The 16,065-nt window shown below is 67.9% G+C and carries 15 protein-coding genes and 1 riboswitch; of the genes, 5 read left to right on the plus strand and 10 right to left on the minus strand.

The window, feature by feature from the left end:
- Nucleotides 1–48 precede the first annotated feature (48 nt).
- From ACTT2I_RS09500 to ACTT2I_RS09525, 6 genes are all read right to left on the minus strand, one after another.
- Nucleotides 49–321 (minus strand): hypothetical protein, encoded by a 273-nt coding sequence (locus ACTT2I_RS09500; protein ID WP_421099826.1) that lies wholly within the window; start codon nt 319–321, stop codon nt 49–51.
- Nucleotides 314–1,492: a hypothetical protein gene (locus ACTT2I_RS09505; protein ID WP_421099825.1), complete on the minus strand. Its 1,179-nt coding sequence runs from the start codon at nt 1,490–1,492 to the stop codon at nt 314–316. Before ACTT2I_RS09505 ends, ACTT2I_RS09500 begins: the two co-directional genes overlap by 8 nt.
- Before the next feature lie 309 nt (nt 1,493–1,801).
- Entirely contained in the window at nt 1,802–3,262 is a 1,461-nt protein-coding gene (locus ACTT2I_RS09510) for an efflux transporter outer membrane subunit (protein WP_421099824.1), read from the minus strand.
- A complete protein-coding gene (locus ACTT2I_RS09515; RefSeq protein WP_421099823.1) occupies nt 3,259–4,143 on the minus strand; it encodes an HlyD family efflux transporter periplasmic adaptor subunit in 885 nt (294 codons plus the stop codon). The genes ACTT2I_RS09510 and ACTT2I_RS09515 overlap by 4 nt, the downstream gene beginning before the upstream one ends.
- Nucleotide 4,144: 1 nt before the next feature.
- Nucleotides 4,145–4,354 (minus strand): DUF1656 domain-containing protein, encoded by a 210-nt coding sequence (locus tag ACTT2I_RS09520; protein WP_088433403.1) that lies wholly within the window; start codon nt 4,352–4,354, stop codon nt 4,145–4,147.
- A gap of 4 nt (nt 4,355–4,358) precedes the next feature.
- Nucleotides 4,359–6,374 (minus strand): FUSC family protein, encoded by a 2,016-nt coding sequence (locus tag ACTT2I_RS09525; protein WP_421099822.1) that lies wholly within the window; start codon nt 6,372–6,374, stop codon nt 4,359–4,361.
- A gap of 77 nt (nt 6,375–6,451) precedes the next feature.
- Between ACTT2I_RS09525 and ACTT2I_RS09530 the strand changes: the two genes are divergently transcribed.
- Nucleotides 6,452–7,279 (plus strand): AraC family transcriptional regulator, encoded by an 828-nt coding sequence (locus tag ACTT2I_RS09530; protein WP_421099992.1) that lies wholly within the window; start codon nt 6,452–6,454, stop codon nt 7,277–7,279.
- 28 nt (nt 7,280–7,307) lie between these two features.
- On the opposite strand, the gene ACTT2I_RS09535 is transcribed toward ACTT2I_RS09530, so the two are convergent.
- A complete protein-coding gene (locus ACTT2I_RS09535) occupies nt 7,308–7,685 on the minus strand; it encodes a hypothetical protein (RefSeq protein WP_421099821.1) in 378 nt (125 codons plus the stop codon).
- 187 nt (nt 7,686–7,872) lie between these two features.
- Here ACTT2I_RS09535 and ACTT2I_RS09540 point away from each other — a divergent pair, with 187 nt between their 5' ends.
- The 4 genes from ACTT2I_RS09540 to ACTT2I_RS09555 all read left to right on the plus strand — a co-directional run bounded on the left by ACTT2I_RS09540 (nt 7,873) and on the right by ACTT2I_RS09555 (nt 11,877).
- Nucleotides 7,873–8,289 carry a hypothetical protein gene (locus tag ACTT2I_RS09540; protein ID WP_421099820.1) on the plus strand — a complete coding sequence of 139 codons (417 nt, stop codon included), beginning with the start codon at nt 7,873–7,875 and terminating at the stop codon, nt 8,287–8,289.
- A 10-nt stretch (nt 8,290–8,299) separates the two neighbouring features.
- The gene (locus tag ACTT2I_RS09545) at nt 8,300–8,656 is read left to right on the plus strand and encodes a bleomycin resistance protein (RefSeq protein ID WP_421099819.1); all 357 of its coding nucleotides are present in this window, start codon (nt 8,300–8,302) and stop codon (nt 8,654–8,656) included.
- Between the two features lie 46 nt (nt 8,657–8,702).
- Nucleotides 8,703–9,632, plus strand: coding sequence for a hypothetical protein (locus ACTT2I_RS09550; RefSeq protein ID WP_421099818.1), 930 nt, complete (start codon nt 8,703–8,705; stop codon nt 9,630–9,632).
- A gap of 190 nt (nt 9,633–9,822) precedes the next feature.
- Nucleotides 9,823–11,877: a TonB-dependent receptor domain-containing protein gene (locus tag ACTT2I_RS09555; protein WP_421099817.1), complete on the plus strand. Its 2,055-nt coding sequence runs from the start codon at nt 9,823–9,825 to the stop codon at nt 11,875–11,877.
- Nucleotides 11,878–11,925: 48 nt separating this feature from the next.
- On the opposite strand, the gene pnuC is transcribed toward ACTT2I_RS09555, so the two are convergent.
- The 3 genes from pnuC to ACTT2I_RS09570 all read right to left on the minus strand — a co-directional run bounded on the left by pnuC (nt 11,926) and on the right by ACTT2I_RS09570 (nt 16,023).
- A complete protein-coding gene (gene pnuC / locus ACTT2I_RS09560; protein WP_443096837.1) occupies nt 11,926–12,522 on the minus strand; it encodes a nicotinamide riboside transporter PnuC in 597 nt (198 codons plus the stop codon).
- Nucleotides 12,519–14,684, minus strand: a complete 2,166-nt coding sequence (locus ACTT2I_RS09565; RefSeq protein WP_421099816.1) for a TonB-dependent receptor — start codon at nt 14,682–14,684, stop codon at nt 12,519–12,521. The genes pnuC and ACTT2I_RS09565 overlap by 4 nt, the downstream gene beginning before the upstream one ends.
- A gap of 67 nt (nt 14,685–14,751) precedes the next feature.
- A riboswitch (TPP riboswitch) is annotated at nt 14,752–14,847 on the minus strand.
- A 39-nt stretch (nt 14,848–14,886) separates the two neighbouring features.
- Complete coding sequence (locus ACTT2I_RS09570) at nt 14,887–16,023, minus strand: phosphotransferase enzyme family protein (RefSeq protein WP_421099815.1); 1,137 nt, start codon at nt 16,021–16,023, stop codon at nt 14,887–14,889.
- Nucleotides 16,024–16,065 lie beyond the last annotated feature (42 nt).

Raw genomic sequence — 16,065 nt, forward strand, 5'->3', positions numbered from 1 at the left:
GGACGTGCTGCAAGGCACGCCAGGCGACAAAGCCGCCTTGAACGGACGCTACGGTCCGAAACGTCCGTACAGGTCCTGTCCGGTGAGCACATTGACCTCACGCAGAAGTGCTTCCGTTGCAGCGTAGATGGCGCTGCCATCCATCCTCCTGATCGCCATGTCCATGCATTCCGAGCGCAGCTTGGCAGTGAGCTCCAGCAGCGCAGACACCACGGCCGGGTCGTCGGGGGTGTCACGCAAGGCGGCTTTGCCAACGGCATGGGCCAGCTCGACATCACCGCATTGAAGGTGCGTCCTTATCTGATGCGATGCCTCACTCATCATCGCCGCCCCGATCACCCACGCTCGCCTCCAGCGCCTTCATCACGCGCCAGCCGCCCGCATCCCTGCCCAGGCGCCACCCCTCGCTGAGCACCAGCGTCCAGCCGGGGCCCGACCACCTGGACCCCTCGCCTTCCACGGCGCCGCCGCCCACGCTGAGCAGCGCCCAGTCCTTGGAGAGCAACGCACCGGCTGCCGCCGTCAGCTCGCCCCACTCGTCCCGCACCGTCACGGGTGTATAGACCGTCCCGGCATCGTCGAGCGGGAAGAGAGAACGCGGATCGAACGACACCGACGGTTTGCGCAGTTCCAGCCGAACCGCATCGTTACCGAGGAAACGCTCACGATAGCCTGCGCTGCGCCGCTCCCGCACTGTGGCGCGTTCGCGTTCCTCTGCGCGCACCTCGTCCGCGCCATATCCGGCATCGCCCTTTGCGATGCCGGGTCCGCCGCCGGGCCCGTCCAGCGCATCGGCCAGCAGCGCAGGCAATGCCGAGCGGGCAGACAACCTGCTGCGCCATGGCGGCGACCAACGGTCGAGCAGCATCCCGTACGCCGGTCCGGTCGCGTACGCCGCCGAACGCACGAAACTCTGCGACGCATCCGCCTTGGCCAGCGCATCCACCGCGGCGGACACCGCATCGCCCTCATGCGCGGCCGCGGCGATTCTGCGCCCGGTGTACTCGGCCAGGCCTTCGTTGCGCTCCACCTTCGCCTCTTCGTCCAGCGCGCGTGTCCCCGCTGCCGCAGCGTCCGAACGTAATGCCCTGAAGCCCAGCGCCGCTGCCGCATGCTGGCGCGCCTGGCGCTCATCGCGCGTGGAGAGTGCCTGCGCCAGCGCACGCATCTCCAGCCGCAACGCGGTGCGACCGGCTTCGTTGTCCAGATGGGCCGTGTCACCTTCGGCGGCAGGCAGGCCGAGGGCCGCCTGCACGCAGTGCCACTGCTCGTGCCATAGCAGCGTGGCCAGTCCGTCCAGCTCTGCGGGCAGTGGCAGAAGCAGCAGCACCGCAGGGGCACCATCGATCGTGATGCAGGTGTTCGCGGGCGGCTGGTCGCTGCGCAGCACGACGGGGAGCGCGGTGCCTGCAACGCCGTTTCTCCGCCAGCTGGTGCCGGAGCCGCGGTCGTGCACCACCACCGGCGCATCCAGTGGTATTCCCCACAGCATCTGTGCAACCTGCCTGGACGACGCGGCCTCCGCCACGCTGGCGACCCTGGTCAGCGCGTCATCGACCCCCGCCGGCGGAGCCTGGGGTGCAGCGCTGCAGGGCATCAGCCAAAGGGTTGCGATGACGGCTGCGACGGCGACAGCAACGCGGTGACCGCGTGCAGGACGCCGCGGTGGCCTTGTCCGCTTCATTGTGGACATCCCTGCCATCATTTCCGCACCTCTCCCTGGACGTACCCACGCTGCACCAGCTCCGGAAGGTAACCCGAGGCGGGCAGTGACGCCATGAGGCCGACCTCCTGCCTGCGCTCACGGGGCGCGCTGCGCCGCCCCCGCTTCCGCATCGTCGCCCGGGCCGGACGGCGACCAACCGCCCCCCAGGGCCAGGAACAGGTCCACCTGGCGGTCAATCAGCTGTGCCTGCGAGGACGCCAATGCGGATTCCGCATCCGCCAGCGCCGCCTCTGCCGAGAGCACGTCGATGAAACCGATTCGGCCGAACCGGTACAGCTGCCCGGCCTGCGCACTGGCATGGGCGGCGTCCTCACGCGCTCGGGCCAGGCTGGCCTCGCGATCGAGCGCCTGCGAGTAAGTGGACAGCGCGGTGTCTGTCTGCTGCAGCGCCTGCACCACGGCGCCATCGAAGGAGGCCAACGCCGCCTCCGCACGCGCATTGGCCGCAGCGATCCGGGCCTTCACTGCGCGCCGGTTCGGCCAGCGCCATGACAGCAGCGGCCCGACGCTGGCACCGACGCTCTCGCTGGCAAGCAGGCGCCGGGGGGCATTCGCGATGCCGGCCGAGGCGCCGAGGTTGACCTGCGGATACAGCTCGGCGGTCTCCACGCCAATGGTGGCCGTCGCAGCGGCTAGGCTGCGTTCTGCCGCACGGATGTCCGGACGCCGCTGGATCAGCTGCCACCCGTTGCCCACCGGCAGGGGCCGATCCAGCCGGGGCGGTCGCGCGCAGGCGCTGACCTCCTGCGGATAATGGGACGGCACCCGGCCCATCAGCGCACCCAGCTCAGCCACTGCACGCTGACGTTCGGCGATCAGCTGCGGAACGGCCGCCGCACTCCGGTTGACCGCGGCGCTGGCACGGGTCACGTCGAACTCCGTGCCGCGCCCACCGGCGGCAAGCCGGCGGGTCGCATCCAGCGTGTCGCGCTGGGTCGACAGCACACGCTGGGTCGCTGCCAGCGTCTGATTGGCGGCGCAGGCGCCGACGTAGGCGCGGGTCACCGCCGCCGCGACCGTCACCCTGACGTGGTCACGGGCCGCTGCGACGGCTTCGGCATCGGCGCTGGCCGCTTCGATGCCGCGGCGGATGCCGCCGGCCAGATCCAATGGATACGACAGCGTGATGCCGAGCGCATAGGCCTGCGGCAGCGAGCCCGAGGGCAGCGTGTAGCCGCCCGCATGCGTGAGCGTGCCTGATGCCGCAGTGTCGGTGCGCAAGGTGCCTTGCGCCTGATGCTCCAGCACCACCGCCGAGGCACGCCGAAGATTGGCATCGGCCGCGCGCAGGTCCGTGTTGGCCCGCAGCGCTTCGGCCACGTAGGCCTCCAGCTGCGCGTCCTGGTACAGCTGCCACCAATGGTCTGGCGGCTCGGCCTGCGTATACGTTGGCGCTCTGCTTGAAGCGAAGCGACCCTGGGCATCGGGCGCCACCGCCATGGCAGTGGCCGGAACACGGTAATCCGGACCCGATACGCAGCCGGACAACCACAGCATCGCACTGATCGCGCCCACACGCCGAAGGTGCGCCCTCATTTGCAGGCGCCCCGTACCGTCGGGGTGATGGTGACGCTGGCCGTCCTGCCGATGATCAGGCGGGTATCGGGCGGGATGTCGTCGATCCGGATGCGCACGGGGATGCGCTGCGCCAGCCGCACCCACGCATACGTCGGCGCCACCGCGGGCAGCAGGTTGTGGGTGTTCGAGCGCTGGTCATCGGCGATGCCGGCAGCAATGCTCTCGACGTGGCCGTGCACGTCACGGGTGTCGCCCATCAGGCGCGCTGTCGCGTGATCGCCCTCGGTGATGCAGGCAAGCTTGGTTTCTTCGAAGTAGCCCTCGATCCGCAGGCTGCGGGTGGCGATCAGGGCCATGGCCTGGGTGCCCGGCGGCAGGAAGTCGCCGGGGTGCAGGTCCAGGTTGGTCACGATGCCATCGGCAGTGGCACGCACTTCGGTTCGTTGGACATTCAGCCGTGCCACCCGTCGCTCGGCCTGCGCTTCGGCCAGGCCGGCCAGTTCGGTGTCGACCTTGGCGGCGTTGCGCTCCCGTGTCTCGGAGGCGACCAGGTTGCCCAGGGCACCGTCCCGTGCCGATTCGCGGCGCGCCAGCGCAAGCGTGGCCTGGGCGCTGCGCAGCCGTGCGTCGGCCGTTTCCAGCGCGGCGGCGAAACGCGGCTGGTCCAGTACCAGCAGCAACTGCCCTGCCCTAACCCGCTGGTTGTCCTGCACCAGCACTTGGGTGACCAGCCCGCCCTGGTCGGAGGCGACCCGGACGACATCCGCGCGGACGCGACCATCGCGCGTCCAGGGATGCCGTTCGTATCGGTTCCACAGCGACAGAACCGCGATCACGGCGAGGGAGACCAGGCAGAGCGTAGCGCTCCAACGGCCAAGAAGAACGAGCGTGTGCTTCATTTCATTTCTCAAGCAGGGGCACGAACTGGATCAACCATTCGGCCAGGATGACGAACAGGGACAGGCCGACCAGCGGGCGACAGGCAAACAGCCGGTACAGCCCGAGCCGCGCCAGCAGCCGCGACGCCATCAACGACAGCGCCAGCGCAGCAAGGGCCACGGCCATCAGGCCGGGGATGAAAACGCCATCAACGGAAACGTCGGGCAACATCGCATCAGTCTCCGTGCGCGGTCAGGGGTGCCAGCACGTCGCGGCGGAGTGCGGCGAGCAGCAACAGCAGGCGCGTGCGCTCTGGCTCATCCCCCGCCAGCACCGCTCCCCGGGCACGATCAAGGCAGTCCAGCAGGTGCGTATCCGGGGCATGGCGCTGGAGCGTGTCGCGCTGGCAGTGATCGATCACCGCGTCGATCAGCGCTGCATGACAGCGGCGGATGGTTGGCGCGTGCGAACGGCTGCCCAGGCAGCGAAGCTCGGCAACCACATCGGCCGCACGCAGCGCGGCAAAGCCCGCGCGCAGGCACTGGCCGGCGCCTGGCTGTCCGCGCAGCCGAGGTGCCAGCAGACCCAGGCGGTCCACCATGCGGCTCGTCCAGCCGGCGACGTCACTCACGCCACCGCGCATCCGCCGCGCGACATCGTGCCGGAGCGCGGCCTGCAACCTGCGGCGGCTGCGATGGGTATCCAAGGTCTGGAACAACAGCATGCTGCACAACGCGACGCCCACACCCACCAGCAGCGCCACGCTGCTGTTGACGGCGGCCACGAAATCCCATGCATTGGTGGCGCCCAGGCCTGCAACGAGCGGAAAGGTCAGCACCACACCAAGTGCGGCCAGGGTGAACGCCGGCCGAGCCAGAAAGGCGCCGCTGAGCAGCAGGGCCGGCGCCAGCGCCACGGCCAGACCGACAAAGCCGGACATGCCAGGAAGGATCGCCAGTCCGTAGACCAGGCCGACCGCCACGCCGATGGCCGAACCGGCCAGATAGCGCATGACATGGCCCGCGGGCGCCTCGGTGGTACCGAACAGCACACACGCGGTGCCGATGATGGAGACGGCGGTCGCGCCGTCGGACCAGCCCGTCGCGATCCACACCACGCAACTCAGCACGATGCCGATGAAGGCGCCAAGCGCGCTGCGCAGGGCGAGCCGATGGTCCCGGTGCAGGACATGGCCACGCGCCTCGCCTGCGAGACGGGCGGGCACCTGCCGGCGCCAGTGCGGATCGTCGCGACCCAGCTGGTGTTCCAGCAGGCGGCAGTCGCGATGCGCGACATCCAGCCCGGCAAGATCCGCGGCCAGGCCCGCTGACAGCAGCGCCTGCCAGCTGTCCACGCCGGCCGCCTCCTCCACGTCCGCCGTGTCGTGCGCCGAGCCGCGGGCGGCCGGACACCCGCGTGCTGGTGCACGCAGCGCTGCCATCGCGTCCTCTACGCCGCTGGACAGCACCAGCACGTCGAGCATGCGGTCATGCAGCGCCCGCAGCACCTGTGCCTCGGTGACGCCGTAGGCGCTGTCGAACCGAAGGTGGACCGCCAACGTGTGCAGCTCAAGCAGGTCCACCGCGACCTTGGCGCGGTCTTCGGCAAGCACGGCCTCGGTCGCGCCGGCGCGCATGTCGCGGGTCCAGCGCTCGGCGTCGGCCAGGATCGCGGCAACGCGGACCTTGACCCGCCGCGAGACCGGACGCGGCAGGAGCAGCGCGTGCACCAGCGTGGCAGCAAGAATGCCGAGGGAGATTTCCTGCACCCGCATGACGGCGACGCTGAAGACCGCCTCGGGCGCCATCACACTGGGGAACCCGATCAGGCTGGTCGTATAGCCGGCAAGCAGAAAAGCGTAGGCACGCGGCGTGCGGTCCAGCATGGCCAGATACAGGCACAACCCCATCCAGGCCGCCAGCACCACGCTCAGCACCAGGGGTTCGTTGGCGAAGCGTGGCACCAGCAGCACCGTGGCTGCCGCACCGCCCAGCGTACCCAGCAGCCGGAACAGGCCGCGGCTGAGGGTGGCACCGGACATCGGTTGCGAGACGAGATAGACGGTCCCGATCACCCAGAAGGGACGGGTCAGGCCGATCCACAAAGACAGGTACAGGCCAAGTACTGCGGCGACCAGGCATTTCAGCGAGAACAGTGCGGCTTCCTGGTCGGCCCTGAGCGCGGGCGACGTCAGCAGTGCAAGCGGCCGGGCCAGAACGGTGCGGCGAACGGGAGGGGGCGACGGGTGCATGGCGCACATCGTAGGCACCGACCCGGGTGATCGAATCTCGCTACAATGCCACTCAATCGCTAAATCCGGTCACGATAATGCCTCCCGTTTCCATCGCCGGCTTCGACATCGACCCGGATGTGACGGATCGGCCCGCCGTGGCCAAGCGCCTGCAGGTAACCGAGCACGCGGCGGAGATCCCGGTCCACGATCATCGCAAAGGTCAGCTGATCCTGGCCCTGCATGGGGCCGTCACCTGTGAGGTGGAACACGCATTGTGGATCGTCCCGCCACAATGCGGGGTATGGATTCCCGGTGGCATGCCGCACAGCAACCGTGCCACGGCGAACGCGCGGCTCTGTTACTTGTTCGTGGAGCCCGGCGTGGTGGATCTGCCACAGCATTGCGTGACGCTGACGATTTCACCGATGGTGCGCGAGATGATCCTGCATCTGGCCGACGCCCCGTTCGACTACCCGCGCGATGGGCCGACCGATCGCCTTGCCCGCGTGCTGCTGGAAGAACTGGTGCAGGTGCCGACCGAACGGCTGTACCTGCCGGTGAGTCATCATCCGAAAATCCGGGCACTCGCCGCTGCCCTTTCAGCACATCCGGAAGACCGCGGCACGATCACCGAATGGGCCAAGCGCCTTGCGCTGGGCGAGCGCACGCTGACGCGCCTGATCGCCAGCGAGACCGGCCTGTCGTTCGGAAAATGGCGGCAGCAGCTCCAACTGCTGATCGCGGTGCGGGAGCTCGCTGCCGGCGCCCCGGTACAGCGGGTATCCGAAGGCCTGGGCTACGAGTCCGTCACGGCCTTCATCACCATGTTCAAGAAGGCGCTGGGGCTTTCGCCCACCCGTTACTTCGCCGCGCGCTCGCGCCGCCAGGCGGCGGGTGCCCCAGACCCCGACGCGCAGGCCTAGCGCGCCGGGAACGGGAACGCGGCGGGGATCAGCGCCAGCCGCGATTGTGGTTGCGGCGGTCCTGGTTCCAGCGACGCTGGTCATGTCGGCGGTCATGGCGACTGCTCCGCTCGTAGCGGTGGTCGCGGTCATAGCGACGATCGCGGTCGTAGCGATGATTACGGTTGTCCCGGCGATCCTTCGTGGTCACGTTGCCGATGGCCCCGCCTGCCACCGCGCCACCGGCGGTCATCAGCGGATCTCCGTTGGACAGCACGTGCCCGGCCACGCCCCCCACGACGGCACCGACCAGCGTGTTCTTGTCCTTGCGCGACATCGCATCCGCATTGCCCGCGGCGGTCACGCCAGCGGTCAGTGCCACTGCCAGAGCCAGGCCACGGAAGCTGAAAACGGTCGAGGTGAGCATGGTTGGATCCTCCAAGGGAACGGTGTTGAATCGAATCTGGTCGCCGAAGGTTGCCGGAACATTGCGTACCTGCAGATGAACCGACCCCTGTTCAGGTTGGCGTAGGCACGCCGGACACCACCATCGGCCGCTTCACATACGCATTTGCTATCGTGCCCTCCGTCAGTCCCTCCTTCTCTGGAATCCCATGCCCCGTACGCCCTCCACCGCCCCTTCCGCAGCAACGATGAACGCCACACTGGCAGCGGCGGTCGCGCGATCTGGAATGGACGAGCAGGCACTGCTGAAAGCAGCCACCCGGGAAGCCTATGAGCGTGTCACGCTCCTGTTGACCACCAGCTACGCCGATTTCAGCCCCGAGCAGCAGCGCAGGATCCGGGCGCTGCTGGACACCGCGCCTGCGGCCAAGCGCGAGAAAGCCCCCAAGGCCGCCAAGGCCCCGAAGGAAGATCTGCCGCCCCGTTTCTGGTTGCCGCACAGCGGCGCCACCTGGTCGGGCCGCGGGCGCGTACCGAACGCTTTCCTGTCCTGGGAAGGCACGGTCGCGCATACCGAATGGAAGAAAACTCACCCCGATCAGCGCTTCCCGTCCTATCCAGGCTGAGGCCGCACCCATGCCGCAGACCGTCATTCCGCAACTGCGCATGACCGATGCCGCGATCAGCGTGCCGTTCTACCAGCGGCTCGGGTTCGCGATCGACTGGGAACACCGCTTCGCACCGGACCTGCCGCTGTTCGTGCAGATCAGCCGTGAGGGCCAGCAGATGTTCCTCAGCGAACACACCGGCGATTGCGAGCCGGGGGGCGCCGTGTACTTTCATGTGCCTGACGTGGACGCATTGCATGCCGCGTTCGTTGCGGCCGGCGCGCCGGTCTTCCGACCGCCGGCAGACGTGCCGTGGGGCGGGCGCGAAATGATGGTGATCGACCCCGACCACAACCGGCTGCGCTTCGCGACACAGGGCGACTGATCGAAGCGACTATGATGGTCGCCATTGAACGAAGCAGTGGTTGCAGATGAGTCGCGGAATCAAGATGCGCAAGGCAGTGGGCACGCACGGCACCCTGCACCGGGTGGGCGACCTGCAGAAGCGTCATGACGCGCAACAGACCCTGCCGACCCTGCTGTGCGATGGGTGCAACGTGCCGGTGAGATTCGTTCCCGAGCACAGCAGGCCCGGCGTGGATCGCGCCCCGCCCCTCCATTTCCCCGCCTACCTCGCCCTGAACAAGGGCACCGGGCATCTGCCCGGGTGTCGCTACAACGCGCCCTCTCATCTGCAGGCCCTGCTTGCCGCCGGTGGCGATCCCGAGTTCCTGCCGACGCTGGATGATGGGAAGCACGAGCTTCGCCTGCTGATCCTCCAGCAGGCCCTGAAACGCGGCAGCGCGGGGCCGGCACTTCTCCCGGCAGACGCACCGCTCGACGGTTACCTGCGCACCCTCACCGACCTGCTTACGCTGCAGGCGATGTGCGAGGACGACACGCTGCTGGCCGCGCAGCTGACCCTGCGCCTGGGCAAGAAGCGGGTGGATTGGACGAATTTCGTCTACTGGCAGGACCGCTACGACGCGGCATGGGAACGCCTTGGCTCAGCATCGAGCGAGCTGCCGATGGCGCTGCTCGGGACCGTGCGGTCGCATCGCACGCCGCAGCCCGGTGACCCCCATGGCGTCACCTTCCTCAACTGTGCTCCGAAGTATCAGCACACCGGTGTGACCGATCGCCGGGATTTCTACGAAGTCAGCGTCGGGCACCCCGATGCCACGTGGCTGAAGTCCTTCCCGGTAGGGGCGGAGATCGTGATGTTCGGGTTGTGGCGCCAAGGCAGGAGCAGCACCGCCTCCCGGCCGCACCCGACCGATCCGCGCCGCACGATCACCAGTGTCACCCACAAGCTGGCATTGCGGCCGAGCTTTGCCCGGCAATTGACCCTGGTGGAGTGATTCGCGCGGCCGGCATGGGTGTCCCGTGATCGACAGCTCGCAACGCTAACGACATCCGAGGTTGTGGAGATGTATCACTACATTTCAAATGCGAATGGTTCGTGATACGATTGTTAAGATTTCTTGAAACCCCACACGGACGTCCCCAGCCATCGCCAGCGGGCTCCCATAGCCACGGAGTATTTTCGCGATGTCGCACCCCTCCCCCGTTTCCCGTCGTTCCGCCGCCACGCTGGCCGTCGCCATCGGTCTGGTACTCACCGCCCAGGCGCATGCCGATGCCGCTGCGGATGCGGCCGCCTCGCCCCGCCAGATGGATACCGTGGTGGTTACCGCCACCGGCGCCCAGCAGTGGATCAAGGACGCGCCGGCCAGCATCAGCGTGATCACCCGCGAGGAGATCGAACGCAAGCCGGTCAGCAGCATCGGCCAGCTGCTGAGCACGGTTCCCGGCGTGACCGGTGGCTATGCGCTGTCCGGCGCGCAGTCGAAAATCCGCCTGCGCGGCCTGCCCGAGCAGTACACGCTGATCCTCATCGACGGTCGCCGCCAGGGCAATTCCTCGGGCGTGAACTACCGCGATGATCTGGGCCCGCAGGATCTGAACTGGCTCTCGCCGGACATGATCGAACGCATCGAGGTGGTGCGCGGGCCGATGTCCTCGCTGTACGGCTCAGACGCGATGGGCGGGGTGATCAACATCATCACCCGCAAGATCGCCAGCGAATGGGGTGGCTCGGTCACCTACAACTACAGCAAGCCGGATTCCTCCACGCGGGGCAACACGCTGCAGATGGGCGGGCTGTTCAGTGGTCCATTGACGCAGAACCTGGGCCTGCGCATCGGTGCCAACGTGACCGATCGCGAATCGGACCGCGGCGAGTATCAGACGCCGGGCAACAAAGCCGAGAACGCCAACGCCCTGCTCAACTGGCGCATCAACGATGATCACACGCTGGGCTTTGAAGCCTCGCGCGGCGAGCAGCGCAACCGTGGCGCAGGTGACGTTGGCGCGTGGGGCTTGTCAAAGCTGGTACAGACCGGCTACGCGATCAAGCATGACGGCCGTTATGGCGATGCCGCCACCTCCAAGACCACGCTCGTCCAGAATGATTACGAAGACAAGGGCAGCACCGTCGGCAACCACTCCAAGGAGACGGTGTTCGATTCCGCGTTCACCCGCAGCTTCCACTGGGGCTTCGAGCAGAGCCTGAACGTGGGCGGCCAGTGGAAGCGCGAGGAACTGGAAAACAGCGACACCATCGGCACCGTGCCGGTGACCTGGACCGGCACCGGCCGGATCAGCCCGACCAGCAAAGCCGACTCCTGGGCGCTGTTCGCTGAAGACCACATCACCCTGCACGAGCGTTTCATCCTCACCGTGGGCCTGCGCTGGGACAACACCGACAACTACGACGACAACCTCAGCCCGCGTGTCTACGGTGTCTGGCACCCGTCCGATGCCTGGACCGTTCGCGGCGGTGTCTCGCAGGGCTTCCGCGCACCGACGCTGAAGCAGGGCACTGCCGGCGCGGCCACCCAGTCCGGCGGCCGTGGCTGCACCGCCCTCACCGTGGAAGGCTGGAACAGCCGCTCGGTCAGCGCCGATGGCACCACCGGCTGCTACATGGCGGGCAATCCGAACCTGGAGCCGGAAACCAGCACCAACTATGAGATCGGTGTCGGCTTCGACAAGAACGGCTGGCTGGCGTCGGCCACCTACTTCCTGACCGACTTCGACGACAAGATCCAGCAGGTTCCCCTGCGCGATATCCCGGGGCAGACCAGCAGCTTCGTCAACGGCTTCTGGTGGACCGTGGCGGAGAACATCGAAAAGGCCCGTACGCGCGGCGTGGAAGCCAGCGTCACCGTGCCGCTGCATGAGCGGCTGACCTGGACCACCAACGCCACGCGCATGCTGGAATCGAAGAACCGCACCACCGGTGCCAGCCTGCTGGTCGTGCCCAAGCTCACCGCCAACACCTCGTTGGACTGGCAGGTGACCGACGCCTGGTCGCTCAACCTGAGCGCGCAGCACATCGGCGAGCAGCTGGTGTCCTCCACCAGCGCCACGTTCGCCAAGGCGTACACGACCTGGGATCTGGTCACCGGCTACGACGTCAATGAACACCTGACCGTGCGTGCCGGCGTACTGAATCTCGGCGACGTCTCCACCATCGAAGAAGGCAACAACTACGACGGCGGCGCACGTACGTTCTTCGTGGGTGCCACGGCGCGGTTCTGACCGCGCCGGGTCGAATGCAGACCTGAGGTGACGCAGGGCGGCGCGGACTTATCCGTGCCGCCCTGCTGCGTTGTGGAGCACGGCCTCGTTGCGCGCTGCCGTCCACGCGCGCAGCCCCATCACCGCCAGCCCGACGAAGACCAGATACAGCACCGCGGTCACGTGCAGGGATTTGACCAGGTACATGCCCACATACACGACATCGACCAGGATCCACAGCCACCATGCCGCCGTATGCCGGCGCGCCTGCCACCACTGGGCGACCAGGCTCAGCGCGGCCAGCATCGCATCCAGCCACGGCAGCGCGGCGTTGGTGTAGACATGCATCGCGGCGCCAAGAGCGAGGCCGAACACCACGCCGATGCCCAGATCACGCCACAGGGCGACCCGCGCCAACGGCATGATCGCGACCCGGCCATCGTCCTGGACTTGGCCGCGCCAGTGCACCCAGCCGTAGACCAGGAAGCCACCGAACACGATCTGCAGCAGCGTGTCCGAGTACAGGCGCGCCTCGACGAACACCAGCGCATAAAGCGCCACCGAGATCAGCCCGACCGGCCAGGCAAGGGTCACCCGGCGCGTCATCAGCCACACACCGAGCATGCTGACGATGGCGGCCGACCATTCCAGGATGGCCGGGTTCATAGCGCGAACGTGACCGACAGCCGGGCCTGGCGCGGCGCGCCCGGGAACAGGTAGTAGTCGCCCGAGCTGCTGCCGGTGTCACGCCAGTAGAAACGGTTGAACAGGTTGTCCACCGAGAGGTTCCAGGTCACCGGATGCTCACCCACGCGGTGTTTGAAGCGCAGCCCGGCGTCGAACACGCTGTAGGCCGGTGCGCTGACGCGGCCGTCGGCGGTGGCCACGTTGGAGGAGGCATAGCGCCAGCCGCCGGTCAGCCCCAGGCCGGTCACGAACGGCAGCTGGTACTCCGCATGCACGGTCGCCCGCGTCTTCGGCACGTTGATCAGCTGGTGCCCCTCGTAATCCGGCGTGCCCGCATCGCGCGCGCGGGCCCGCAGGACGCTCGCACTGGCGGTGAGCGACAGGCGCGCGGTCAGCTGCCCCTGTGCGGTGAGTTCCAGCCCGGTGTGGGTCTGCTGCCCTTCTTCGACGAAGGTGTAGCCCGCGTCGCTGTCGTCCGGCCTGGCGTACTGGAACGGCTGCGCGGTGCGGAACAGCGCCGCACCCAGCGTCAGCGCATCGCTGGGCACGTACTTGATGCCCACTTCGGTCTGGCGCGACAGCACGGACGGCAGGAACGCGCCGTCATTGGAGGTCCAGAACGGCGCCTCCTGGCCGAGCGAGATGCCCCGCACGTAGCTGACGTACGCATTGACCTCATCGGTCGCCTTCCAGACCAGCGCGGTCTGCGGCAGGAACCGCGACAGGCGGCTGTGCCGCTCGGGGTTGCCGCGCTTGTCGTAGGCGCGCTCGTCCAGGCGCACGAAGCGGCCGCCGGCCAGCCACTGCCAATCGCCGAAGCTCATCCGGTCCAGGGCGAACACCGCGGTCTGCGCGCTGTCCAGGCGCCGCGCGGAGGGGCCCGGCATCAGCGGCGACGGCTCGAACTGCGGCACCTGTGCATCATGGATGTTGGCGGTGCCCACGTACTCGTTGACGTTGCGGCGCTTGTCCACGGTGCGTTCGAACCGGTCCGCACCCACGCTCAGCGCGTGGCCGACGCTGCCAGTGGTGAAACTGCCGCGCAGCTCGGCACGGAATTCCAGGTTGCGGCGCGTATCGTCCGGGCTGCGGTAATCGTAGATGTCGTAGTCGCCGTTCGGCGCGAAGTAGTTGCCCGGCACGCTGCCGTCCGCACAGCCGGCAGCGTAATAGCAGCCGTAGGCGAAGGCGACGTTGTCGTCGATCACCGAGCGGCTGTAGCTGGCAGACACGCGCGACTGCCAGTTCGGACTGAAATCGAAGGTATGCAGCGCGGTCAGGTTGGTGCTGTCGATGCCGACCGGCCGCTGCCAGGCCTGGTAGCCGAGCAGGTGCTTGCGGTCCACGCCGCGCGGCAGCCCGGTGGCGCCCAGCAGCTGATAGCCCGAGGCCGAGCGCTGCGCGCTGGTCTGGTAGTTGGCGTCCACTTCGAGCTTGCCACGCTCGCCGATCAGCCAATCGGTGGCCAGCGAGTAGAAGTTGCGGCGGCCATCGGCATGGTCGATGTAGGAATCGCTGTCTTCCCAGGCCGCATTGAAGCGCACCCCGAAACGGGGCGACAGCCAATGGCCGAGATCCACCGCGGTGTAGCGCGAGCCTTCCGAATCCGTGCCGAGGGTGACGTTGCGGACCTCGGCCGGGCGCTTGCCCACGTAGTTGATGATCCCACCCGGGGCCATGACGCCAGCGGCGAGGCCGGCCTCGCCCTTGAGGATCTCCACCGCCTGGATGTTCTCCAGCGCCAGGCGCTGTTCGCCGGTGATGGCCAGCCCGTTGAAGCGGTAGCCGGTGCCGGTGTCCAGCGGGAAGCCGCGGATCGCGATGTTCTGGTAGTAGCCGACCGGCGCGTAGCTGTCGCCCAGCGAGGCATCGTTGCTGGCCAGCTCGGACAGCGTGCGCACCTGGCGGCTGTCCAGCAGATCGCGATCGAGCACGTTCACCGAGGCCGGCGTGCTCTTCCAGTCACCGGCACCGAAGCTGCCGGTCTGCGTGGATGCAGCTGCCGGCTGATGCGCCTGCACGCGCACGGCGGCCAGTTCCGTCGGCGAGCGCTCGGGCGCCTCGGCGAGTTCATTGGCATGAAGGGGCAGCGCGGCGCACAGGGCGGCGGACAACAACGTAGGGCGGAAGCAGCGGTTCATTCGATTCGTCATCAGCTGGGGGAGACGAAGCGAAGGCGCGCACGCGCACCGACCCATCACGGCGGTATGCCTGCTGCTCAAAGCTCCCTACGCCGGTGCAAACCGGATCAGGTTCCAAGGGACTCTCTCAGCCTAGTTTCGCCAGGCACCCCCGCTTCTGTGACTATTTCACTACAAACCGTACGGATTTGCGAGCCTGCCCTCAGGCGGCCGCGTGCAGCGCCTTCAGCAGGCCCTGCCCCGCCGCGGTGCTGAACCAGTCAGCATGCCCCAGCAGGAAGGTGTGGTAGGCCACGTCGGCATTGGCAGGCGAGCGTGTCACACCCTCGAAGTACTCCACTTCCGACAGCGCGAAATCGAGCTGCACGATGGGCAGCAGATCGGCCAGCAGATGGACGCGCTCGGCCGATAGCGGCACGATCTCGCGGTAGCCGGCCAGCAGCGCCAGCGCGATATCCGCGCGCACCGCCTCCGCGCCGCGCTCCAGCGCCAGCCAGGCGATGGCGTTGCGTTCGATCGCGGTCGCAAGATCGAACAGGGCGCTGGTCGGTGAGGCCAGCCCGAGATCCAGCACGGTGTCGACCACGGTGGCAGTGCCCTGCTGGCGCCAGAGCAGATTGGAGACATGCCAGTCGTTGTGCGCCCACAGGCGCGGTTCGGCCTGCAGGCGCACGGCCAGTCCGGCATGCCATGGCAGCACCGCCCGCCGCAGATCGCCCTGCCAGTCCTGCCGTTCAAGATAGGCTGCCAAGCCCGGGCGATCCGCGAGATCGGCCTGGATGGCGGCGACCGGATCGGCGGCACGCAGCAGGTCATCGCGCGCGACCAGCAGATGGGTGCTGCGCTGGGGGGCGTCGTAACGCGCCGATGCCAGATGCAGTGTCGCCAGCATCCGCCCGGCTTCGCGCGCCTGCGCGTTATCGGTCAGCAGCGTCCAGGACGGTGCGTCGCGATACAGATCCTGACCACGGCCCACGCTGTGCAGCTCGTAGGTCCAGCCCTCGTGCTCGACCGCCGTGGCGCCATCGCGGTCATCCAGCACGTCGACCACGGGCACGCCGTGATCGGCCAGGTGCCGGATGAAGCGATGTTCCTCGGCCAAGGTGGCCGCCGTCCGGACACTGCCGTGGTGGCGTTTGACGAACACCCGCTCTCCGCCACTTTCAACGATGGCCGCGGCGGACAGTGGCCGCGGGCTGTGCCACAGCAGCCGGCAGGCGCCGGCCAGCGGCGCGAAGCGCTCGCCGAGCCAGGTGATCTCGCGGTCGCTGATGGCGGGCCAGTCGGCGGCCACCTCATCGTTGTTGAGGCCTTGGACGCGGTGGGTGCTGTTGCTCATGGGATGAAGGGATCGATGACGGCGAAAAGGCACGCTGTCACC

Source organism: Stenotrophomonas sp. PUT21, from assembly GCF_052232875.1.
GTDB lineage: Bacteria > Pseudomonadota > Gammaproteobacteria > Xanthomonadales > Xanthomonadaceae > Stenotrophomonas > Stenotrophomonas maltophilia_N.